Raw genomic sequence first — 22,551 nt, 5'->3', positions numbered from 1 at the left:
CCTGTAGCGCCTGTTCCCAGATTTTGGCAGGGGATGGCATGTGACACCGCCTTTTATTTAAGGAAGAAGAGCCCCATCATGGCACAATAGGGATTACGGCTGTAGTATTAGTATCAAACCAGTTAAAGAGATCAATATTTATGGCAAAGATTGGTGTTTTCGTTGGTACAGTTTATGGCAATGCGTTGGCGGTTGCGGAAGAGGCGCAGCAGATCCTTGAACAGCAGGGGCATGAGATCGAGATTTTTGAAGATGCAACCTTAGCGCAATGGCAAGATTATTTACAGCAAGTTGTTTTAGTGGTCACTTCGACAACGGGGCAAGGCGATCTGCCTGACAATATCCAGCCACTCTATACAGAGCTGAATGATAAGTTGGGCTACCAGCCCGATTTGCGTTATGGCGTGATTGCGCTGGGCGACAGTAGTTACGACACTTTCTGCGGTGGTGGTCACACTTTTGATGAGTTGTTACAGGAACAGGGAGCCAAACGAATCGGTGAGATGCTGCTGATTGATGCTATTGAAGTGGTTGAGCCTGAAGTTTTTGCCCAAGACTGGATTGAGAAGTGGGGAACTCTATTGTAGTGCATTAGCATGGTTTTAGTGCATGTAGTGCATGTAGTGCATGTAGTGCATGTAATACAGGGATTTATACACCGCTTATTCCTTTAGTTGACTCGAGCCTCGGAAGGTTAAGCGGTGTATGACACAACTGACATATTACTTACGAGTCAGTTTTTCCAAATCTGCTTCGATTTCTGCAATCTTATTCGCAACGACATGCTCAAGATGACGTAAGTCGTCGAGGATCTTATGTTTCAAATCCATTTCGATCTGGTCATGCTTGCAAATCTGATCCAGTTCTTCAATCACATAACGCAGGTTGGTGTTTATCTCTTTGATTTCTTTGTAACCTTGGCTTGAGTGATCGTCAGAGATGGTTTTTAACTGGCGTGGATACTTAAATTTAACGCTCTTGGCAAAGAATTCGCCCTTATCTTTGCGAAAATAAATCTTCAGAATGTCGTTATTCGCTTCCTGACGGAGGCTATAGCGATCAATATCTTCAGGATATGTGATCCCCAAACTTTTCAAGTTATCATACATAGCGCGCCACCTAGTCACCTAAATGAAATGGAAAGGCAAAAAATAGTGGATTTATTATCCATTTCGTAATCGTTAAAAGTCAATTGGTTAATGGCGCTTGAGGGTATCTCCGCAAAATTAAAGCAAGTAGATTGCTTGAAATCATTCATGAACATACATATGATCAGTTCATAACAATGATTGGAGTTTTAATCGTGGATTATGAACATGGACTAGAGATCTTGTTAGACCTTCATTGCCAACGAGTTAATCGGGATGACGGTTACTGGTGGGAAATAAGAGCGTGGACAGTCAGTAAAACAAAGATGATACCTCATGGAATCAGGTACAATTTGACATTGCACGACAAACACAACACTAGAGTATTTGGTATGGATAACGTACATGCCATTTCCATGCCTAAGAAAGGAAAATATAAGGGGCGTATAGTCTATGATCATATGCACAGAAACTCGCATGATAAAGGAGTACCATATGAGTTCACGTCGCCTTATCAATTAATTGAGGACTTTTTCGCTAAAATTGATGAAGTCATAGCTGAGAGAGAATCTAGAGGTTAGCAAAATGAAAGCACTCATCGGCGTAATGAATGAAGAACTTATTCGTAAACGTATATTGGCAATCGCTAAGGGTGAATATAAACCGCAACCAGATGAGCCTAAGGTTTGGTTTACATCCATAATAGCACTGGCACAAGTATTGAGTGAAAACAACATTGCTTTACTTCGAATGATGGATGAGCAGAAGCCAGAAACCATAGCTGAACTTTCTGGGCTTTCCGGAAGAAAACCAAGCAATTTGTCAACTACGTTAAAAACACTTAATCGACATGGCCTTGTGCGGTTGGAAAAGAATGGAAAAAATGTCAAACCAATTGCTTTATTTACCGACTTTGAAATAAAGATTGAGCAGGATGTTACTGAAAGAATTATGAAAGCTTGTTCAAAAGGGGAAAAAGCAGCTTGAATGCGAATGAGACACTGTTTTTCTTTCCGGTATTTATCTAGCCACCCAAATGATGGGTGGCTTCTGCTATTTTTAAAATTTAGTCAATATTTCTCAGCAGTTCATTAATACCAACTTTGCCACGGGTCTTGGCATCAACCTTTTTCACGATAACAGCGCAGTATAGGCTGTAGCTGCCATCTTTGGATGGAAGATTACCGGATACCACGACAGAACCCGCTGGTACACGACCATAATGGATTTCGCCAGTTTCACGATCATAGATTTTGGTGCTTTGGCCGATGTAAACACCCATTGAGATCACAGAGCCTTCTTCTACAATAACGCCTTCTACTATTTCAGAACGTGCGCCGATAAAGCAGTTATCTTCAATGATGGTGGGGTTGGCCTGCAATGGCTCCAGAACACCACCAATGCCAACACCACCGGATAAGTGAACATTTTTACCAATCTGTGCACAGGAACCGACTGTTGCCCAAGTATCTACCATCGTGCCTTCATCCACATAAGCACCAAGGTTGACGTAAGATGGCATCAGCACGGTGTTACGGGCGATATATGCCCCTTGGCGGACAGCCGCCGGAGGTACAACACGGAATCCTTCTTTTTCGAAACGTGCCTGATCATAATCAGCAAATTTCATTGGTACTTTGTCGAAATAGCGGCTTTCAGCACCTTCCATCACCTGATTGTCATTAATGCGGAAGGAAAGCAATACCGCTTTTTTCAACCATTGATGAGTTACCCACTGTCCGTCGATCTTTTCGGCGATACGCAGTTTGCCGCTGTCCAGCATTTGAATAACCTGGTTAATGGCATCACGGGTTGCGCTGTCAACGGTAGTGGGAGTGATGTTTACACGGTTCTCAAATGCATTTTCGATAGTCGTTTGTAATTGTTGCATAATTATGCGGTTCCTAATTTCTGTTAAGAGAATCTTGCTATAGTTTATCCCGTGTGTTGAGGGCTTCTGTCAACCTTTCTGATAATTCATCCCTTATTTTTTTATGTAATGCGTTCTGATCTTTATCTGCTAATACAAAAAAATCTTCGACACTCTCACCGATAGTCGTAATGCGGGCTCCATGCAGGGAAACCCCCAATTCAGCAAAAATATTGCCTACCCGCGCCAATAATCCGGGTTGATCCAACGCAATTAATTCCATGTAAGTACGGCGAGTATTTTTTGTTGGTAGAAAGTTCACTTTGGTCGGGACATTAAAGTGACGCAACTTGGTAGGTAAATTACGTGCTTTTGGTATTTTAGGATGAGGATCATTCACAACTTGCAGTAAGGTCTGACGGATAGGTTCGTGACGATCAAGCGACAGCGGATGACCATTAGGTTCCAAAACAACAAATGTATCCATTGCCATTTCATCACGATTAGTGAAGATTTGGGCATCGTGGACACTTAAATTACGCTTGTCCAGTTCTCCAACAACGGCAGCAAAAAGCGAAGGTCGATCTTGGCACCAAATAAAAATTTCTGTGCCGCCGTGAGAAAATGCGGTACTGATCAGAACCATTGGTTCCGGGAAGTTGTGGTGGATTAAGTAGCTGGCGTGCCATGCTAACTGATCGGGGGTATGACGTAGGAAATAATCTGCGTGGCAACGGCTCCAGATGTTGTGCAATCGCTGTTCGTCAATATTTTCTTGTCGCAGAAGAGCCAATGCCTGCAAGCGATTATTGCGGATGCGTTCCCGTAAATCAGGGGGATTTTGAATACCCTGACGCAATTGGATTTCAGTGGTGAAATAGAGTTCTCGTATCAGGCTCTGTTTCCAGCTATTCCAGAGTTTGGCGTTGGTGGCACAAATATCTGCGACGGTTAGGCAGGCTAAGTAATTAAGACGATTTTGGTTTTTGACCCGGCTTGCAAATTGTTGAATGACCTCCGGATCTTGAATATCCCGACGCTGTGCAGTCACTGACATTAGTAGATGGTCGCGAACCAGCCATTCGATTAATTCTGCTTCGTGGTTTGTCAGGCCATGTTGCTGTGCAAATACGAAGGCATCTTTGGCTCCAAGCTCAGAATGATCACCATTGCGTCCTTTGGCTATATCATGGAAAAAAGCCGCCAGCCGCAATAATTCTGGTTGAGGAAGACGTGGATAAAGCTCAACACACAGAGGATGGATCATCCGGTTGTTTTCATCAGCAAAACTTTCCAATTTTTGCAGTACACGGATAGTGTGCTCATCAACGGTATAAGCATGGAAAAGGTCAAATTGCATCTGACCGACGATATTGCTCCAAAATGGCATATAAGCCCCTAATACACTATGAAGGTGCATTGGAAGTAATGCTCCGGCAACGGCATGGGGATGGCGCAGAATATCCATGAAAATTTTTCGTGCTGCGGGAAGTTCACATAAAGGGCTGTTCAGGTTTCTACGGGCATAGCGAAGTTGACGCAATGTTGTGGAATAGATCCCCTTAATTTCACGATGTTCAGCCATGTGATAAAACATTTTCATTATTGAAGTAGGATCACGGCTAAACAGCGTTTCATCAGTCAGATCGATGAGATTTCCCCGCAATTGAAACTCAGTATTCAGGAGGCGTGGTTTTTCATTGGACTGCAATGCCAAAATTGCTTCATCAAATAATTGCAGCAGCATGTTATTCAGTTCTCTGACACGACGAGTCACGCGATAGAAATCTTTCATCATTCGCTCGATTGGCTGATTTCTTTCCCCTTCATAACCAAGCAGTTGGGCGACACTGAACTGGCGTTCAAACAGTAGTCGATTATCATAACGGGTCACAACCAAATGCAGCGCAAAACGGATGCGCCAGAGAAAACTCTGGCATTCATTCAATTCATTACGTTCTTCTTGGGTCAGGAAACCAAAATTGACCATTTCATCTAAAGATGTGGCGCCAAAATGGCGGTGAGCGACCCAAAGTAATGTGTGAATATCGCGGAGTCCACCCGGACTGCTTTTGATATCCGGTTCCAGATTGTAACTGGTGCTGTGATAGCGTTGATGGCGTTCTTGTTGTTCAGTGATTTTGGCTGCGAAAAATTGAGCTGATGGCCAGAAATCATCACTGAAAATATATTTCTGCAATCGTAGAAATAGAGGTAAGTCCCCACAAATCAAGCGGGATTCAATGAGGTTAGTCGCGATAGTGAGATCGGAAAGCCCTTTTTGCTGACATTCTTCAAATGTCCTGACACTGTGCCCTACTTCAAGGTGGATATCCCAAAGCAGGGCAATAAGCTGCCCGATACGAGTTGATTGCTCCTCAGTCAATGGCGATTCACTCAAGATCAACAGGTCAATGTCAGAAAGAGGATGCAACTCACGGCGACCGTAGCCACCTACTGCAATCAGAGAAAGAGAATCTATCAGCTCAAATCCTTGTTCCCGCCATAATTGCTTTAACAGTTGATCAATATAGTCACTGCGGGTGTAAATCAGTGCATCTGGTGAAATCCCTGCCTTGAATGCTTGCTCAAGCCATAGCTGGAATTCATCAATATGCTGTTTAAGGGCAGGAAATTGCAGATCATCGTGGGAAAATTCCACAGGAGACAGGGGAGGAACGGGTGCTTGTGCTAGGGAGATATCAACTGGCATATGTAGAGACCTATTATGAGAAAGCTCATGAGGAAACAGACCATGATGACCAGATTACTGAGAAAATTGCGGGATGAACAGGTATTCGTGACAAAGATTAAAGCTCCCTGTGAGTTGTCAGGGAGCTTCTTGGTTACTTCTTGGCTGCTTTTCGGTTAAAGGTGATAAGCGCTCGCTGGCAATTATGCGTTCACTAATACCGCAGAGATATGTGCTTCTTCTTCTTTGCGCCAAGTCATGATTTCACAGCCATTGTCGGTAACGACAATGGTATGCTCGTACTGTGCAGACCAACCGCGATCTTTGGTTTTAACTGTCCAGCCATCTTTCATGGTGCGGATACGGAAATCTCCAGAATTGACCATCGGTTCAATGGTGAATGCCATGCCTTTTTGCAATACAACACCGCCATCATCAGCATCATAATGCAGAACGTGCGGCTCTTCGTGGAAGACTCTACCGATGCCGTGGCCGCAGTATTCGCGGACAACAGAGTAATCGTGACCTTCCACAAATTGCTGAATTGCTTTGCCAATAGTACGCAGGCGGATGCCGGGCTTGACCATTTTCAGGGCAATATACAGGCTTTCCTGTGTTATACGGCACAGACGCTCACCTTGAATGGTTGGCTTGCCGACAATGAACATTTTAGAAGTATCACCGTGGAACTCATCTTTGATGACGGTAACGTCAATATTGACGATATCACCTTCTTTCAGGATTTTGTCATCGCTTGGAATGCCGTGGCAAATCACGTCATTGACGGAGATGCACACGGATTTGGGGAAGCCATGGTAGCCCAGACAAGCTGAGATGGCCTGCTGTTTTTCGGTGATGTGCTCGTGGCAGATACGATCAAGTTCACCGGTTGTGACACCAGCCTTGACATAAGGCTCAATCATTTCCAGAATTTCTGCTGCCAGACGTCCGGCAACGCGCATTTTCTGAATGTCTTCTTCTGTTTTGATAGAAATAGCCATGAAATGGGTCCATTTAAGTCGGAAAATCACCGACTACTTGATATTAACTAAGAAAAGTGTTGTCGTTAATGGTATCAGCCCACCGAATGTATGCCAATATAACCCTCATTTTTCAAGCCATAGTTTGAGATTGAGATCGGAATATCTGTTGGATTACAAGCTATCAATCGGATTACAGATTATCAATTGGATTACAGATTATCAATTGGATTACAGACTATCAGCTGGGCTACAGACTATCAGAGGTGGTAGCAAATGTAGCTGTAACATATGTCGCTGTAACATATATAGCTGTAACAAATGTTGGAGTCTGATGGCGGTTTGTGGTATAAAGCGCGCCGGTATTCTGTGTAATTGTTGCTGGTATAGTGCAATGCACAGAGATGCTAAATAAAACTCATTATGTGTAAATAACACACACAGATCGGCACATACACCGGGGTGCTCTCATGCGGTTAATCCATTTATATGAGTAATCTTTATATGAATGGTCTGCAGTCAAAGAGTCGGTGTCATGGGATCTGTGGAGGCATAACCCCAATTAACTTTATAGAGGTTTAAAATGGCAACTGTTTCCATGCGCGATATGCTGCAAGCGGGCGTTCACTTCGGTCACCAGACTCGTTACTGGAACCCAAAAATGAAACCTTTCATCTTTGGCGCTCGTAACAAAGTTCATATCATCAACCTGGAAAAAACTGTTCCAATGTTCAACGGTGCACTGGCCGAGCTGAACAAAATTGCTTCCCGTAAAGGTAAAATTCTGTTTGTTGGCACCAAGCGTGCTGCTAGCGAAGCAATAAAAGAGTCAGCACTGAGCTGTGACCAATACTTCGTTAACCATCGTTGGTTAGGTGGTATGCTGACTAACTGGAAAACTGTTCGCCAGTCAATCAAGCGCTTGAAAGATCTGGAAGTTCAGTCTCAGGACGGTACTTTTGACAAGCTGACCAAAAAAGAAGCTCTGATGCGTACTCGTGAGCTTGGCAAACTGGAAAACAGCCTGGGCGGTATCAAAGACATGGGCGGCCTGCCTGATGCTCTGTTTGTTATCGATGCTGAACACGAACACATTGCTATCAAAGAAGCAAATAACCTGGGTATCCCAGTATTCGCTATCGTTGATACCAACTCTGATCCAGACGGTGTTGATTTCATCATCCCTGGTAACGACGATGCAATTCGTGCAGTTAAGCTGTACCTGACCGCTGCAGCTACCGCTGTTCGTGAAGGTCGTTCTCAAGATCTGGCTGTTCAGGCTGAAGAAGGTCTTGCAGACGCTGAATAATAAGGCATGCTCATTCTTGAGCCCTTATTGACCAGGTATTGAAATATATTGGTTAGGGGGCCTGTCATGGCCCCCTTTACATATCTGATATAGAACTATTATCTGATATAGAGCTTTTATCTGATATAGAACTTTCCACGCGGAATATTATCTTCCCGCGAGACACATCGAGGAATAAAACAAATGGCTGACATTACCGCTGCTCTGGTAAAAGAACTGCGTGAGCGTACTGGCGCAGGCATGATGGAATGTAAGAAAGCACTGGTTGAAGCAAATGGTGATATCGAGCTGGCTATCGATAACATGCGTAAATCAGGTCAGGCAAAAGCGGCTAAGAAAGCAGGCCGTGTTGCTGCTGAAGGTGTTATCCTAGTTGAAGTTGCGGCTGATGCTAAATTCGCAGCTATCGTTGAACTGAACTGTGAAACTGACTTCGTTGCTAAAGATGCAGGCTTCCTGGCATTCGGTAAAGAAGTTATCGCTTCTGTTATGGCAGACAAAAGCTCTGACATCGACGCACTGAAAGCTCAGTTCGAAGAACAGCGCACTACTCTGGTAGCGAAAATTGGTGAAAACATCAACATTCGTCGCGTTGCTATCCTGGAAGGTGAAGCAGTTGGTTCTTATCTGCACGGCGCTCGTATCGGTGTTCTGGTTGCTGCTGAAGGCGCAAGCGAAGAACTGATCAAGCACATCGCAATGCACGTTGCTGCAAGCAAGCCAGAATACGTTAACCCAACTGACGTTCCTGCTGACGTAGTTGAGCGTGAACACCAGATCCAGCTGGAAATCGCAATGCAATCTGGTAAGCCTCGCGAAATCGCAGAGAAAATGGTTTCTGGCCGTATGAACAAATTCACCGGCGAAATCTCTCTGACTGGTCAGAGCTTCGTGATGGACCCAAGCAAATCTGTTGGCGATCTGCTGAAAGAAAACAATGCTAACGTAATCAACTTCATCCGCTTCGAAGTGGGTGAAGGTATTGAGAAAGTTGAAGCTGATTTCGCGGCAGAAGTTGCTGCAATGAGCAAAAAGTCTTAATTTTCTTAAACGGAGCCGCCGATTGGCGGTTCTGTTTTATCTGATGATGAATTTTTACATCTGGGCTGTATAGCGTGGATGTGTAATAGTTGAGTAAGTCGTAATAAATCCCCAATATTCCTTATCTGCTTAGGACTGAACACCATGGCAACCAATGCAAAACCCGTATATCAGAGAATCCTGCTTAAGCTCAGTGGAGAAGCCCTACAAGGCGCAGAAGGTTTTGGTATCGACGCCAGCGTCTTAGACCGCATGGCTCAGGAAATCAAAGAACTGGTTGAGCTGGGTATTCAGGTCGGTGTCGTTATTGGAGGAGGCAACCTGTTTCGTGGCGCTGGTTTGGCAGAAGCAGGAATGAACCGTGTAGTAGGCGATCACATGGGTATGTTGGCGACTGTGATGAATGGTCTGGCAATGCGTGATGCTTTGCACCGCGCCTATGTGAACGCTCGTTTGATGTCTGCCATCCCACTGAATGGTGTGTGTGACAATTATAGCTGGGCTGAGGCGATCAGCTTACTGCGTCACGGTCGTGTTGTTATTTTCTCTGCGGGTACTGGTAACCCGTTCTTTACAACAGATTCCGCTGCATGTCTGCGTGGCATTGAAATTGAAGCGGATGTTGTGTTAAAAGCGACCAAGGTTGATGGCGTTTATTCTGCTGATCCTGCAAAAAATCCTGAAGCCGTTCTCTACAATAATCTCACTTATCAGGATGTATTGGAGCGTGAATTGAAAGTGATGGATCTGGCAGCTTTTACGCTGGCCCGTGACCATAACCTGCCAATTCGTGTCTTTAATATGAACAAACCAGGCGCACTTCGTCGTGTTGTGATGGGAGAAAATGAAGGTACGTTGATCTCTCACAACTGATTTTTCATAATTCGTGCTCAGAGACATCGGTGAAATTTGACGGTATGATCAGTGTCCTGATGCGCCAAACTTAATGACACAGGGCCATATATTCTTTAGCGTATTTGATTCACCTTATCTGTGATTTACATCTGGGTGATTTACGTATGGATGGTCTGGAAAATAACCATTTCTCAAGGGTTTGTAACGTGATTAATGAAATCAAAAAAGACGCACAAGACCGCATGGAAAAAAGCGTCGAAGCACTGAAAAACCAAATTAGCAAGGTTCGTACTGGCCGTGCTTCTCCTAGTCTGCTGGATGGCATCAGCGTTGAATATTATGGCTCAGCGACTCCTCTGCGTCAGATTGCAAACGTTGTTGCAGAAGATGCTCGCACTTTGGCGATCACAGTATTTGATCGTTCCATGACTGCGGCTATCGAAAAAGCAATTATGGCTTCTGACCTGGGCCTGAACCCATCTTCTGCTGGAACTACTATACGTGTTCCATTGCCACCACTGACAGAAGAGCGCCGTAAAGATCTGATTAAAGTTGTTCGTGGCGAAGCGGAACAGGGTCGTGTATCCATCCGTAACATTCGTCGTGATGCGAACGATAAGGTTAAAACTTTACTGAAAGACAAAGAAATCAGTGAAGATGAAGAACGTCGTTCACAAGACGACGTTCAGAAACTGACCGACAGCTTCATTAAGAAAATTGATGAAGCGCTGGCAAATAAAGAAACTGAGTTGATGGATTTCTAATTGCCATTTCATGCATACAACGCCGCAAGAATTGCGGCGTTGTTCTTATCTTTGATATTACACTTCTTATCACATTTCTTTCTCAAGCGATGGACATAGCGCTCTATTCCGCTCAAACTATTACGATTTTCTGTTGTGATTTTCCATTGTGATTTTATATCAGTAGCATACTTAGAGTATTAAAATGAAACGGTTAACTATTCTTGGCTCAACGGGTTCGATTGGGAAAAGTACGCTTTCTGTTGTCCGAAATAACCCGGATAAATTCAGTGTAGTCGCACTGGTTGCTGGGAAAAATATTGAAGTCATGGCACAGCAATGTTTGGAGTTCCATCCACAATATGCTGCAATGGCAGATGAGCAGTCGGCGAAGGCTCTGCGCCAGTTATTGCAGGAGCAGGGAAGCCAGACTGAAGTTCTGTTCGGTAAAGACGCCATTTGTGATTTAGCTGCATTGGACGAAGTCGATCAGGTCATGTCAGCCATTGTCGGTGTTGCAGGTTTATTGCCGACTTTGGCGGCTATCCGTAAGGGCAAACAAGTACTGCTGGCTAACAAAGAATCTCTGATTACCAGTGGTCGTCTGTTTATGGATGCGGTTGCTCAATATAAAGCACAACTGTTGCCAATTGATAGTGAACATAATGCCATTTTCCAAAGTCTGCCAGAGGTAGTTCAGCACAACCTTGGCAATATAAATTTAAAAGAACACGGTATCTCCAGCATTATTCTGACGGGATCGGGCGGACCGTTCCGCAAGACACCTTTAGATCAATTACCTGATGTTACTCCAGATGAAGCGTGTGCCCATCCTATCTGGTCAATGGGACGTAAAATTTCTGTTGATTCTGCCACCATGATGAACAAGGGATTGGAATATATCGAAGCGTGTTACCTGTTCAATGCATCTTCAGATGAAATGGAAGTATTATTGCATCCCCAATCAATCATCCACTCAATGGTTCGTTATCAGGATGGCAGCATCATTGCACAGCTAGGAACGCAGGATATGTGTACCCCAATTGCCTATGCGATGGCCTATCCTAATCGCATTTCATCCGGTGCAAAGCCATTGGATTTTACTGAATTGAGCATGCTCACTTTTGAGCCTCTGGATTATCAGCGTTACCCTTGTTTAAAATTGGCTATTGAGGCTTGTCATCAAGGACAGGCGGCAACAACGGCTTTGAATGCAGCAAACGAAGAAACCGTTGATGTTTTTTTAAACGATGGAATCCGTTTCACCGATATTGCGACAATCAATCGATTGGTAGTGGAAAAAGTAAATTTACCTGAACCTCAAAGTATCGAAGAAGTTCTAGAAATCGATAGCACAGCAAGAGCCTTGGCAAGAGAAATCATAAGAACTTTTGTCAAATAGCAAGTTTTGTTAATAAATATATGTTTGCGTTTAGGCAAATGGTATAGTTCGCGAGTGAATTATAGTTGCTATAATAGCCAATTCAATTATCTGGTTCCTGCATTCTAATCATGGATAAGCATGTAAGAGCTTACCAGAGATAAAGGCTTTCATTCAGGTCATGCCAGAAATAGCCGTGGTATCCGTGGTAATTATTGACACGTAACACGGCTTTTTCATGTTTGGAAGTGATTGGATTTATCGAAAAGTCAGCTTAGTTATTTAAGGATTATTTTGAGTGATATCTCCCAGTGATAGTGACTCATTGCCAGCATTACCCAGACATGTTGCCATCATTATGGATGGTAATGGTCGCTGGGCAAAAAAGCGTGGCAAATTAAGAATTTTTGGTCACCGTGCAGGAATTAAAGCAGTACGGAGTGCCGTGAGTTTTTCAGTTAAACATAACATTGAATCGCTGACGCTATATGCTTTTAGCAGCGAAAACTGGAATCGCCCACAGCAGGAAGTCAGTTCATTGATGGATTTGTTTGTTTTTGCCCTCGATAATGAAATAAAAAACCTGCATAAGCACAATGTGAAACTGTCTGTTATTGGTGATATCAGTCGTTTTAGCTCACGATTACAGGAGCGTATCCGCCGTTCAGTTGAATTGACAGCGGGCAATACCGGATTGCAGCTTAATATTGCCGCTAACTATGGTGGTCGTTGGGATCTGATTCAGAGTGTTAAACAAATTGCTGAAAAAATTAAAGCAAATGAATTGGTTCCAGAAGAGATCACCGAAGCTACAGTGGGTAGCTTTATCAGTTTAAGTCGGCAGCCCGAAGTTGATCTGGTTATTAGAACCGGAGGCGAACATCGTATCAGTAATTTCCTGTTATGGCAGATCGCTTATGCAGAATTGTATTTTACCGATATACTTTGGCCTGATTTTGATGAAACTTCTTTTGAAGGTGCTATTAATGCCTTTGTTAAACGAGAACGCCGATTTGGCGGAGCAATACCAGACGATGCCGAAGTGGGATCATAGGAGGAGAACTTGCTGAAGTACCGTCTTTTAACTACGTTGATATTGATTCCACTTGTTATTGTAGCGTTGTTCGTCCTCCCTCCGTCAGGGTTTGGGTTGGTTGTCATCGCTGTATCAGCACTTGCTGCATGGGAATGGGGACAATTTGCAGGTCTCTTCACTCAAGTTAAACGTATCACGCTGGCCGTGTTATTTGCTGTAGGGTTATTAGCCTTACAGTTCTCTTTGTCGGATTTTTCTCATCTTATTGAAAAACCACAAATTGTATATCTATTATGGGCTGGCATGCTTTGGTGGGTGGTCGCCATTTTATTGGTGGTAACTTATCCGACTTCTGCTTCCATCTGGAAATCATCAGTTATTTTGCGTCTGCTATTTGGGGTTCTGACTATCGTGCCATTTTATTGTGGAATGATGGTGCTGCGTACTCAGGGCTATGAAAATAATAGCTATGACGGTGCTTGGTGGTTGCTGTACGTCATGCTGCTGGTATGGGCTGCCGATTCAGGTGCTTATATTTTTGGTCGCACAATGGGTAAGCATAAAATGGCTCCCAAAGTATCACCAGGCAAAACACTTGAGGGACTTGTCGGTGGGTTATTAACTGCTGGGCTGATTTCGTGGTTGTTTGGGAAATTTGCCCCTGTCCCCGCGATGCCAGAACATTTGTTGCTGATTTCTGCGGTGGTGGTTATTGCCTCGGTCTTTGGGGATTTGACTGAAAGTATGTTCAAACGGGAATCCGGGATCAAAGACAGCAGTCAATTGATTCCGGGGCACGGTGGTGTTATGGATAGGGTTGATAGTTTAACAGCGGCGGTTCCAGTATTCGCTGGGCTGGTTATGTTGATTTCTTCTGGATTTATTCTCTGAAGGTACATAATGGATATTCTCTGGAATCTGGCTGCATTTATTGTTGCTTTAGGTGTTCTCATCACAGTGCATGAGTTTGGTCATTTTTGGGTTGCCAGACGATGTGGTATCTACGTTGAACGCTTTTCCATCGGGTTTGGCAAAGTGCTTTGGCGTCGGACAGATAAACAGGGAACTGAATACGTTATCGCCCTTATCCCACTTGGTGGATATGTCAAAATGCTCGACGGGCGGGTAGGAGAAGTTTCTCCCGAACGTCGTCATATGGCATTCAATAACAAAACTATTGGTCAGCGCGCGGCGGTTATCAGTGCAGGACCAATCGCAAACTTCATTCTGGCGGTGTTCGCTTATTGGCTGGTTTTTGTGATTGGCGTGCCATCCGTGCGCTCTGTAGTGTTGGATGTGAAGCCAAATTCTATTGCCGCACAGGCAAATATTTTGCCTGGAATGGAACTAAAAGCTGTTAATGGTATCGAAACTCCTGATTGGAATTCAGTACGCCTTGCCATGATAGGTAAAGTAGGTGCGACATCGGTAGCCGTGGATGTCTTACCCATGGCGTCGCTTGATAGTGTTCAAAAAACTCTGGATTTGCGTACATGGACTTTCGATCCGTCCAGACAGGATGTTTTGCTGTCTTTGGGAATTATGCCTGTTGTTCCACAGATTAGTTCGCAAGTGGAAAAAGTTCATCCTGCTTCTGCTGCTGAAAAAGCGGGTTTACAAAGTGGGGATAGGATCGTTAAAGTCAATGGTCAAGATGTAGATGTATGGCACACTTTTTCTTCTTTTGTCAGGAAGAATCCTAGTATTCCTCTAAAATTGGACGTTGCAAGGGCAGGTGGAATGATTTCTCTGTCTCTGACTCCTGAAGTCAGAAAATTGTCCAATGATCGTGAGGAGGGTTTTGCTGGCGCCGAACTGAAAATCATTCCATTGGCGGATGAATACAAAGTTATTCAGCAATATGGACCTCTTTCTGCCATTTATGAGGCAGGAGATAAAACCTGGCAATTGATGAAGCTGACAGTCAAGATGATCGGCAAATTGATTGTGGGCGACTTAAAACTTAATAACCTGAGCGGCCCGATTTCCATTGCCAAAGGTGCCGGAGTATCGGCTGATTCTGGCTTGGTGTATTATTTAATGTTTCTGGCGCTGATTAGCGTCAACCTTGGGATCATTAATTTGTTCCCATTACCCGTACTAGATGGTGGACACTTGCTTTTCCTTGCTATCGAAAAGATCAAGGGAGGGCCAGTCTCCGAGCGTGTACAAGACTTCAGTTATCGCATTGGTGCTATATTACTGGTGTTATTAATGGGGCTTGCACTTTTCAATGATTTCTCCCGCTTTTAAGGTGGGGGACCGGTTAGGAAAACGCATAACAACGATGGCGATGAAAAAGTTGCTCATAGCGTCGCTGCTGTTCGGCAGCGCCACTGCATACGGTTCAGACGGATTCGTAGTTCGGGACATTCACTTTGAGGGTCTTCAACGTGTCACCGTTGGTGCAGCATTACTGAACATGCCAGTTCGAGTAGGTGATACGGTTAGTGATGAAGATATTAGCCGCATGATTCACTCATTGTTCTCAACTGGAAACTTTGAAGATGTTCGTGTCTTACGTGATGGCAATTCACTTGTTGTTCAAGTAAAAGAACGGCCAACTATCGCCAGTATTACTTTCTCCGGCAACAAATCGGTGAAAGATGATATGCTCAAGCAAAATCTTGAGGCTTCGCGTGTTCGTGTTGGTGAAGCCCTCGATCGCACCATGCTGTCCAATATTGAGAAAGGGCTGGAAGATTTCTATTATAGTGTTGGTAAATACAGCGCGACAGTAAAAGCTGTAGTCACGCCACTGCCCCGCAACCGTGTTGATTTGAAGCTTATTTTCTCTGAAGGGGTTTCTGCCAAGATCCAACAAATTAATATTGTTGGCAATAAAGCATTTTCAACTAATGAGCTGCTTAACCATTTCCAACTTAGGGACGATGTTCCTTGGTGGAATATGATGGCTGATCAGAAATACCAGAAACAAAAATTAGCAGGTGATCTTGAAACCCTGCGCAGTTTCTATCTTGATCGAGGCTATGCTCGTTTCAACATCAACTCGACTCAAGTTAACCTGACGCCAGAGAAGAAAGATATTTATATTACTGTCAATATCACCGAAGGCGATCAATACAAAATCGCAGGTGTTGATTTGAATGGTAATTTGGCTGGTTATCAGTCTCAAATCGGCGAATTGACTAAAATTGAGCCGGGCTCACTGTATAACGGTGCAGAAGTGACCAAGATGGAAAAAGCAATCAAAAACCTGCTTGGTCGCCATGGTTATGCTTATCCTCGTGTGATGACACAACCTGAAATCAACGATGCGGATAAAACGGTTAAGCTGCATGTAAATGTTGATGCCGGCAATCGTTTCTACGTGCGTAAAATCCGCTTTTCAGGCAACGATATTAGTAAAGATTCGGTACTGCGTCGTGAAATGCGTCAGATGGAAGGCGCATGGCTGGGGAGTGATTTGGTTGAACAGGGCAAAGAACGCCTGAATCGATTGGGATATTTTGACTCTGTTGATGTGGAGACTGAACGTTTACCGAGCAGCCCAGATCAGGTTGACGTAGTTTACAAAGTCAAAGAACGTAATACTGGTTCCATGAACTTTGGTGTTGGTTTCGGTACAGAAAGTGGCATGAGTTTCCAAGTTGGTGTCCAGCAGGCTAACTGGCTGGGAACCGGAAACTCTGTAGGTATCAACGCCAGTAAAAATGACTATTCAACTTCGGCCGACTTATCCATAACTAACCCTTACTTCACTGTCGATGGTGTAAGTTTGGGTGGACGTGTGTTCTATAATGACTTCCGTGCTAATGATGCTGATCTTTCGAATTATACTAATAAAGCATATGGTACTGAGGGAACGCTCGGCTTCCCATTGAATGAAAATAACGGCTTATCATTGAGACTGGGTTATATACATAACTCCTTGTCTAACATGCGACCACAGGCTGCGATGTGGCGTTATTTGGACAAGATGGGCAGGAAAACAAATTTTGATGACAAGGCGAAATTTGATTCCAATGACTTCGCGATAACTGTGGGATGGATTTACAACGATCTTAACCGGGGTTTCTTCCCAACATCGGGCCTGAAATCATCTCTGGATGCGAAAGTGACAATCCCTGGCTCAGATAATCAGTTCTATAAAGTCACTTGGAACTCAGCAGGCTATTATCCATTGAATGATGCTCATTCATGGGTGCTGATGGGGCGTACACGTCTAGGGTATGGCGGCGGTTTTGGTGGCAAAGAAATGCCATTCTATGAAAACTTCTATGCCGGCGGTACCAGCAGTGTTCGTGGCTTCCGTTCGAATAATATTGGCCCGAAAGCTGTTTATTTAGATAAGACTGGTCAACCAGAGAAAAATAGCCCATCCCGTGATGCTGTGGGAGGTAACGCGACGGCAGTTGCCAGCTTCGAACTGATTACCCCCACACCATTCTTGGATGCTAAATATTCCAATTCCCTGCGGACTTCTCTATTTGTGGATGCAGGAACTGTGTGGGATACCAATTGGACGAAGACTTACGCTGGGATGCCAGACTATAGTAAACCAAATAATATCCGTGTTTCAGCCGGTATTGCTTTGCAATGGATATCACCATTAGGGCCATTGAGCTTCTCTTATGCGAAGCCAATTAAGGAATACGAAGGTGATAGATCGGAGCAGTTCCAGTTCAATATTGGCGGAGTTTGGTAATTATTAATCATTTTTGGTAAAAATCGCTCTACTATTAGATAAGGCGATATTGTGAGTGAATTCCAAATTGAAAAGGGCAAGATATATAGCTCAGTGGGATAGGCTCTAAGTTTTCCAATTTGTAAAATAGCGTAGGTCAAAGGAGTTTATAGTGAAAAAAATATTGTGTGCAGCAAGTTTGGGTATGGCATTAGCGTTTTCTGTAGGTGCTCAGGCGGCAGATAAAATTGCTGTAGTGAACGTTGCTGAAGTTTTCCAACAATTACCTGCTCGTGAAGCTGTGGCAAAACAGTTGGACAGCGAGTTTAAAGGCCGCGCAACCGAATTACAGCGTATGGAATCTGATCTGCAAACCAAAATCCAGAAATTACAGCGTGATGGCTCAACAATGAAAGCCAGTGAACGTGAAAAACTGGAAAAAGAAGTGATGGTGAAACGTGATGAATTTCTTCAGAAAGGGCAGAGTTTTGAAAACGATAATCGTCGTCGCCATATGGAAGAACGCAATAAACTTATGAGCCGTATTCAGGATGCAGTTAAGGTGGTAGCAGGCAAAGAAGGTTACGATCTTGTTCTGGATGCAAGTGCCGCTGTGTATTCTGCATCTGGTAAAAATATCACTGCAGAAGTACTGAAACAGGTTAAATAAGTAGATGGTTTCAATTCGATTGGCTGATCTCGCTCAGCAGTTGAATGCGCAATTGCAGGGTGATGGCGATATCGTCATCACCGGTATTGCGCCAATGAATTCAGCAAATAACGAGCAAATTACATTTTTATCCGACAGTCGCTATACTGACAAGCTTTCTGCGTGTCAGGCTGCGGCTGTTGTGCTGCGTGAAGCAGACCTTCTTCACTGCAAGGTTGCCGCGTTGATTGTCGATGATCCTTATCTTGCCTATGCACGCATGGCACAAATTATGGATACGACCCCAAAAGCTGCACAGGATATTCACCCATCAGCGGTTATCTCCTCTGAGACGGTTCTGGGCAAAAATGTAGCAATTGGTGCTAATGCGGTTATCGAGTCCGGCGTTGTGCTTGGTGACAATACCATCGTTGGCGCGGGTTGCTTTATTGGAAAAAACGCACGGATTGGCGCAGGAACTCGCCTATGGGCCAATGTATCGGTATACCATAATGTTGAAATTGGTGAATCATGCTTGATCCAATCAGGAACTGTTATAGGTTCTGATGGTTTTGGTTATGCCAATGAAAGTGGAAATTGGATTAAAATCCCACAGATAGGCACAGTGATCATCGGAGATCGCGTTGAAATCGGTGCTTGCACAACAATCGATCGGGGGGCGTTGGATAACACAGTTATCGGTAATGGTGTTATCATAGACAACCAATGCCAGATTGCCCACAACGTGACGATCGGAGACAACACAGCAATAGCTGGTGGTGTCGTTATGGCGGGTAGTTTGAAAATTGGTCGTTACTGTATGATTGGTGGAGCCAGTGTCATTAATGGGCACATAGAAATCTGTGATAAAGTGAGCTTGACTGGTATGAGCATGGTGATACGTCCAATTACAGAGCCTGGCGTATATTCGTCGGGCATCCCGTTACAACCGAACAAAGTCTGGCGTAAGACTGCCGCTTTAGTCATGAGCATCAACGAAATGAATAAGCGATTGAAGTCAGTTGAACGCCAACTGGAAGGTGAAAACGAATAATCATACTAGCATCTTGATCTTGGGTAGACATCTTTGATTAAACGTTTTTAATTAGCATTTTTGGTTGTGCTTTTGATTTTTGCGGCCTGCCTGATAACTCTTAATTTGGAGTTAACGCAGGCCGTGTCGTTAATATTATGATTCTTATATGACAGGAAGAGTATTTAGATGAGTGATAATCATACTCTACAAATTGAAGAGATTTTAAATTTACTGCCTCACCGCTACCCGTTTTTGCTGGTAGATCGTGTTTTAGATTTTGAGGAAGGTAAATTTCTGCGCGCAGTCAAGAATGTATCATTTAATGAACCATTCTTTCAGGGGCATTTCCCGGGTAAACCAATTTTCCCTGGTGTTCTGATCCTTGAGGCAATGGCCCAAGCTACCGGTATTCTGGCATTCAAAAGTGTAGGATCGCTGGAGCCAGGTGAATTGTATTACTTTGCAGCGATTGATGGCGCTCGCTTTAAGCGTCCGGTTCTGCCAGGTGATCAAATGATAATGGAAGTAGAATTTATTAAAGAACGTCGCGGTGTTGCGCGTTTCAGGGGCGTAGCGAAAGTCGATGGAGAAGTGGCTTGCGAAGCCGAAATGATGTGCGCTCGCCGTCGAGAGGCTTAACCCATGATTGATCAGACCGCTGTTATCCATCCCTCTTCCATTGTTGAAGAGGGTGCTGTCATTGGTGCCAATGTTCGTATTGGCCCATTTTGTTATATTGGTGCTCAGGTTGAGATTGGTGAAGGGACTGAGTTGAAATCCCATATTGTGATTAATGGGCTCACCAAGATAGGTCGTGATAATCAGATTTATCAATTTGCCTCCATTGGTGAGGTGAATCAGGATCTCAAATATCAGGGTGAACCAACTCGCGTTGAAATTGGTGACCGTAATCGCATTCGTGAAAGTGTTTCTATCCACAGAGGCACTGTTCAGGGTGGTGGTATGACTAAAGTTGGCAGTGACAACTTGTTGATGATTAACGCCCATATCGCCCATGACTGCATTGTTGGTGATCGTTGTATCATTGCGAACAATGGTACATTAGGCGGGCATGTTATTTTGGGTGATTACGTCATTATTGGTGGAATGACGGCGGTGCATCAATTTTGTCAGATTGGTTCCCATGTTATGGTCGGTGGTTGCTCTGGCGTTGCTCAGGATATTCCTCCTTACGTCATCGCACAGGGAAACCATGCAACACCATTCGGGTTGAATATTGAAGGTCTGAAGCGCCGTGGGTTTGATAAAGAATCACTGCATGCAATTCGTAATTCTTATAAAACGCTTTATCGCAGTGGAAAAACATTGGAAGAAGCCAGAGAAGATATTGGCCTTCAAGCAGAAAACAATCCGCATGTGAAAGTATTCAATGATTTTCTGGAAAATTCCGCAAAATCCAGTCGTGGCATCATTCGTTAAGTAGATGAAGGATACTCCTTTGACTACCTTTTCTTCTATTATTGATAATCAGCGCCCGCTGACAATTGGCTTGGTCGCCGGAGAAACATCCGGTGACATCCTTGGGGCTGGGTTGATTCGTGCATTGAAAGCAAAAATTCCGCACGCCCGCTTTGTGGGTGTTGCTGGCTCCCTTATGCAGGCAGAGGGTTGTGAAGCCTGGTATGAGATGGAAGAGCTGGCAGTAATGGGGATCGTCGAAGTTCTGGGTCGTTTGCCTCGTTTACTAAAAATACGCAAAGACTTAACAGCGCGTTTTACCGCGTTGAAGCCTGATGTGTTTATTGGAATCGATGCTCCTGACTTCAATATTACGTTAGAAGGCCGGCTTAAACAGCAGGGAATTAGAACGATCCATTACGTTAGCCCGTCAGTATGGGCATGGCGTCAAAAACGTGTGTTTAAAATTGGTCTGGCGACGGATTTGGTATTAGCATTTTTACCATTTGAAAAAGCTTTTTACGATCGGTTTAACGTTCCATGCCAGTTTATTGGGCACACGATGGCAGATGCGATGCCTTTGCAAACGGATAAAGCAGCCGCCAGAAAAATTTTGGATATTCCATTGGCTGCTCACTGTCTGGCGATATTGCCCGGCAGTCGTCATGCTGAAGTAGAGATGCTGAGTGCTGATTTCTTAAAAACCGCACAGCTATTACGGGAGAAATTTCCCGACCTGCAAGTCTTGGTTCCTTTGGTTAATGCCAAACGGCGTGAACAGTTTCAGGGCATTAAAGACGAAATAGCACCGGATTTGCAGATCCATTTATTGGATGGCAAAGCTCGTGAAGCTATGATTGCCAGTGATGCTACATTACTTGCATCCGGTACGGCAGCACTGGAGTGTATGCTGGCTAAATGCCCGATGGTGGTGGGCTATAGAATGAAACCTTTTACATTCTGGCTGGCAAAACGCTTGGTGAAAACACCGTATGTTTCCTTGCCTAACCTGTTGGCAGGCAAAGAATTAGTCAAAGAATTACTACAGGATGAATGCAAACCACAAGCGTTATCAGAGGCATTGTTGCCTCTTTTGCTCGGTGGCGCTGATGTGGAAGCGTTGAAACAAACGTTTTTGCATTTGCACGAAAGCATTCGCTGTAATGCCGATGAACAGGCTGCACAAGCCGTTCTGGAATTAGCGAGAAGATAATGGATTTTGTTTATCCTCAGGCGAATTTGATTGCCGGTGTTGATGAAGTTGGGCGCGGCCCATTAGTAGGGGCTGTAGTCACGGCGGCGGTTATTCTTGATCCAACTAAACCCATAGCGGGTTTAATGGATTCGAAAAAACTCACGGAAAAACGTCGTGAAGCGCTGTATTTGGAAATAAAAGAAAAAGCCTTGTGTTGGAGTCTCGGTCGCGCAGAGCGGGAAGAAATCGATCAGCTCAACATCCTCCACGCCACAATGCTTGCTATGCAAAGAGCAGTAGAGGGTTTGGCACTTATACCTGACTATGTTCTGATTGATGGCAATCGTTGCCCAGCGTTAGCAATGCCAGCACAAGCTGTCATAAAGGGCGATAATCTGGTTGCAGAAATAAGCGCCGCCTCCATTCTTGCCAAAGTAACGCGTGACAGAGAAATGGCAGAATTGGATAAACAGTTTCCTGACTATGGTTTTGCGAAACATAAAGGTTATCCTACAGCCCTACATCTAGAAAAACTGGCTTCTTTAGGTGCTACGGAGCATCATCGTAAAAGTTTTGCGCCAGTTAAAAGGGCGTTAGGTCTTGGATAAA

Annotated in this window: 22 protein-coding genes; 18 read left to right on the top strand and 4 right to left on the bottom strand. The window is 44.2% G+C overall.

Features of this window, described 5'->3' with window-relative positions:
• Positions 1-140: 140 nt before the first annotated feature.
• Positions 141-587: a flavodoxin gene (locus PSI23_RS16270; protein ID WP_273556070.1), complete on the top strand. Its 447-nt coding sequence runs from the start codon at positions 141-143 to the stop codon at positions 585-587.
• Between the two features lie 135 nt (positions 588-722).
• Here the strand turns inward: PSI23_RS16270 and PSI23_RS16265 are convergent, their stop codons facing one another.
• Positions 723-1,109, bottom strand: coding sequence for a DUF3461 family protein (locus PSI23_RS16265; RefSeq protein WP_273556069.1), 387 nt, complete (start codon positions 1,107-1,109; stop codon positions 723-725).
• A gap of 176 nt (positions 1,110-1,285) precedes the next feature.
• On the opposite strand from PSI23_RS16265, the gene PSI23_RS23670 reads away from it, so the two are divergent.
• Both PSI23_RS23670 and PSI23_RS16255 read left to right on the top strand, forming a co-directional pair.
• The gene (locus PSI23_RS23670) at positions 1,286-1,669 is read left to right on the top strand and encodes a toxin-antitoxin system TumE family protein (RefSeq protein ID WP_273556074.1); all 384 of its coding nucleotides are present in this window, start codon (positions 1,286-1,288) and stop codon (positions 1,667-1,669) included.
• 4 nt (positions 1,670-1,673) lie between these two features.
• Entirely contained in the window at positions 1,674-2,075 is a 402-nt protein-coding gene (locus PSI23_RS16255; protein WP_273556068.1) for an HVO_A0114 family putative DNA-binding protein, read from the top strand.
• Positions 2,076-2,154: 79 nt separating this feature from the next.
• On the opposite strand, the gene dapD is transcribed toward PSI23_RS16255, so the two are convergent.
• The 3 genes from dapD to map all read right to left on the bottom strand — a co-directional run bounded on the left by dapD (position 2,155) and on the right by map (position 6,651).
• A complete protein-coding gene (dapD, locus tag PSI23_RS16250; RefSeq protein WP_273556067.1) occupies positions 2,155-2,979 on the bottom strand; it encodes a 2,3,4,5-tetrahydropyridine-2,6-dicarboxylate N-succinyltransferase in 825 nt (274 codons plus the stop codon).
• A 37-nt stretch (positions 2,980-3,016) separates the two neighbouring features.
• Complete coding sequence (glnD, locus tag PSI23_RS16245; protein WP_273556066.1) at positions 3,017-5,671, bottom strand: bifunctional uridylyltransferase/uridylyl-removing protein GlnD; 2,655 nt, start codon at positions 5,669-5,671, stop codon at positions 3,017-3,019.
• 182 nt (positions 5,672-5,853) lie between these two features.
• The gene (gene map / locus PSI23_RS16240) at positions 5,854-6,651 is read right to left on the bottom strand and encodes a type I methionyl aminopeptidase (protein WP_273556065.1); all 798 of its coding nucleotides are present in this window, start codon (positions 6,649-6,651) and stop codon (positions 5,854-5,856) included.
• Positions 6,652-7,213: 562 nt separating this feature from the next.
• Here map and rpsB point away from each other — a divergent pair.
• From rpsB to rnhB, 15 genes are all read left to right on the top strand, one after another.
• Positions 7,214-7,939: a 30S ribosomal protein S2 gene (gene rpsB, locus PSI23_RS16235; RefSeq protein WP_092517717.1), complete on the top strand. Its 726-nt coding sequence runs from the start codon at positions 7,214-7,216 to the stop codon at positions 7,937-7,939.
• A 183-nt stretch (positions 7,940-8,122) separates the two neighbouring features.
• Positions 8,123-8,980 (top strand): translation elongation factor Ts, encoded by an 858-nt coding sequence (tsf, locus tag PSI23_RS16230; RefSeq protein WP_273556064.1) that lies wholly within the window; start codon positions 8,123-8,125, stop codon positions 8,978-8,980.
• A 144-nt stretch (positions 8,981-9,124) separates the two neighbouring features.
• On the top strand, positions 9,125-9,853 hold the full coding sequence (pyrH, locus tag PSI23_RS16225) for a UMP kinase (protein ID WP_273556063.1): 729 nt from the start codon (positions 9,125-9,127) through the stop codon (positions 9,851-9,853).
• Positions 9,854-10,041: 188 nt separating this feature from the next.
• Positions 10,042-10,599, top strand: a complete 558-nt coding sequence (gene frr / locus PSI23_RS16220) for a ribosome recycling factor (protein ID WP_273556062.1) — start codon at positions 10,042-10,044, stop codon at positions 10,597-10,599.
• Between the two features lie 184 nt (positions 10,600-10,783).
• Positions 10,784-11,980: a 1-deoxy-D-xylulose-5-phosphate reductoisomerase gene (gene ispC / locus PSI23_RS16215; RefSeq protein WP_273556061.1), complete on the top strand. Its 1,197-nt coding sequence runs from the start codon at positions 10,784-10,786 to the stop codon at positions 11,978-11,980.
• A gap of 280 nt (positions 11,981-12,260) precedes the next feature.
• On the top strand, positions 12,261-13,013 hold the full coding sequence (gene ispU, locus PSI23_RS16210) for a (2E,6E)-farnesyl-diphosphate-specific ditrans,polycis-undecaprenyl-diphosphate synthase (RefSeq protein ID WP_273556073.1): 753 nt from the start codon (positions 12,261-12,263) through the stop codon (positions 13,011-13,013).
• Between the two features lie 9 nt (positions 13,014-13,022).
• Positions 13,023-13,886, top strand: a complete 864-nt coding sequence (gene cdsA, locus PSI23_RS16205) for a phosphatidate cytidylyltransferase (RefSeq protein ID WP_273556060.1) — start codon at positions 13,023-13,025, stop codon at positions 13,884-13,886.
• Between the two features lie 6 nt (positions 13,887-13,892).
• On the top strand, positions 13,893-15,248 hold the full coding sequence (gene rseP / locus PSI23_RS16200; RefSeq protein WP_273556072.1) for a sigma E protease regulator RseP: 1,356 nt from the start codon (positions 13,893-13,895) through the stop codon (positions 15,246-15,248).
• 34 nt (positions 15,249-15,282) lie between these two features.
• A complete protein-coding gene (bamA, locus tag PSI23_RS16195) occupies positions 15,283-17,664 on the top strand; it encodes an outer membrane protein assembly factor BamA (protein ID WP_273556059.1) in 2,382 nt (793 codons plus the stop codon).
• A gap of 151 nt (positions 17,665-17,815) precedes the next feature.
• Positions 17,816-18,313 carry a molecular chaperone Skp gene (gene skp / locus PSI23_RS16190; protein ID WP_273556058.1) on the top strand — a complete coding sequence of 166 codons (498 nt, stop codon included), beginning with the start codon at positions 17,816-17,818 and terminating at the stop codon, positions 18,311-18,313.
• 4 nt (positions 18,314-18,317) lie between these two features.
• On the top strand, positions 18,318-19,346 hold the full coding sequence (lpxD, locus tag PSI23_RS16185) for a UDP-3-O-(3-hydroxymyristoyl)glucosamine N-acyltransferase (RefSeq protein ID WP_273556057.1): 1,029 nt from the start codon (positions 18,318-18,320) through the stop codon (positions 19,344-19,346).
• A 168-nt stretch (positions 19,347-19,514) separates the two neighbouring features.
• Positions 19,515-19,967, top strand: coding sequence for a 3-hydroxyacyl-ACP dehydratase FabZ (gene fabZ / locus PSI23_RS16180; protein ID WP_092517739.1), 453 nt, complete (start codon positions 19,515-19,517; stop codon positions 19,965-19,967).
• A 3-nt stretch (positions 19,968-19,970) separates the two neighbouring features.
• Complete coding sequence (gene lpxA, locus PSI23_RS16175; RefSeq protein ID WP_273556056.1) at positions 19,971-20,768, top strand: acyl-ACP--UDP-N-acetylglucosamine O-acyltransferase; 798 nt, start codon at positions 19,971-19,973, stop codon at positions 20,766-20,768.
• Positions 20,769-20,772: 4 nt separating this feature from the next.
• Positions 20,773-21,960 (top strand): lipid-A-disaccharide synthase, encoded by a 1,188-nt coding sequence (gene lpxB / locus PSI23_RS16170; protein WP_273556055.1) that lies wholly within the window; start codon positions 20,773-20,775, stop codon positions 21,958-21,960.
• A complete protein-coding gene (gene rnhB, locus PSI23_RS16165; RefSeq protein ID WP_273556054.1) occupies positions 21,960-22,550 on the top strand; it encodes a ribonuclease HII in 591 nt (196 codons plus the stop codon). The genes lpxB and rnhB overlap by 1 nt, the downstream gene beginning before the upstream one ends.
• Position 22,551 lies beyond the last annotated feature (1 nt).

Source organism: Xenorhabdus yunnanensis, from assembly GCF_028598805.1.
Taxonomy (GTDB): domain Bacteria; phylum Pseudomonadota; class Gammaproteobacteria; order Enterobacterales; family Enterobacteriaceae; genus Xenorhabdus; species Xenorhabdus yunnanensis.
This window is presented reverse-complemented; position numbering and strand designations above follow the sequence as displayed.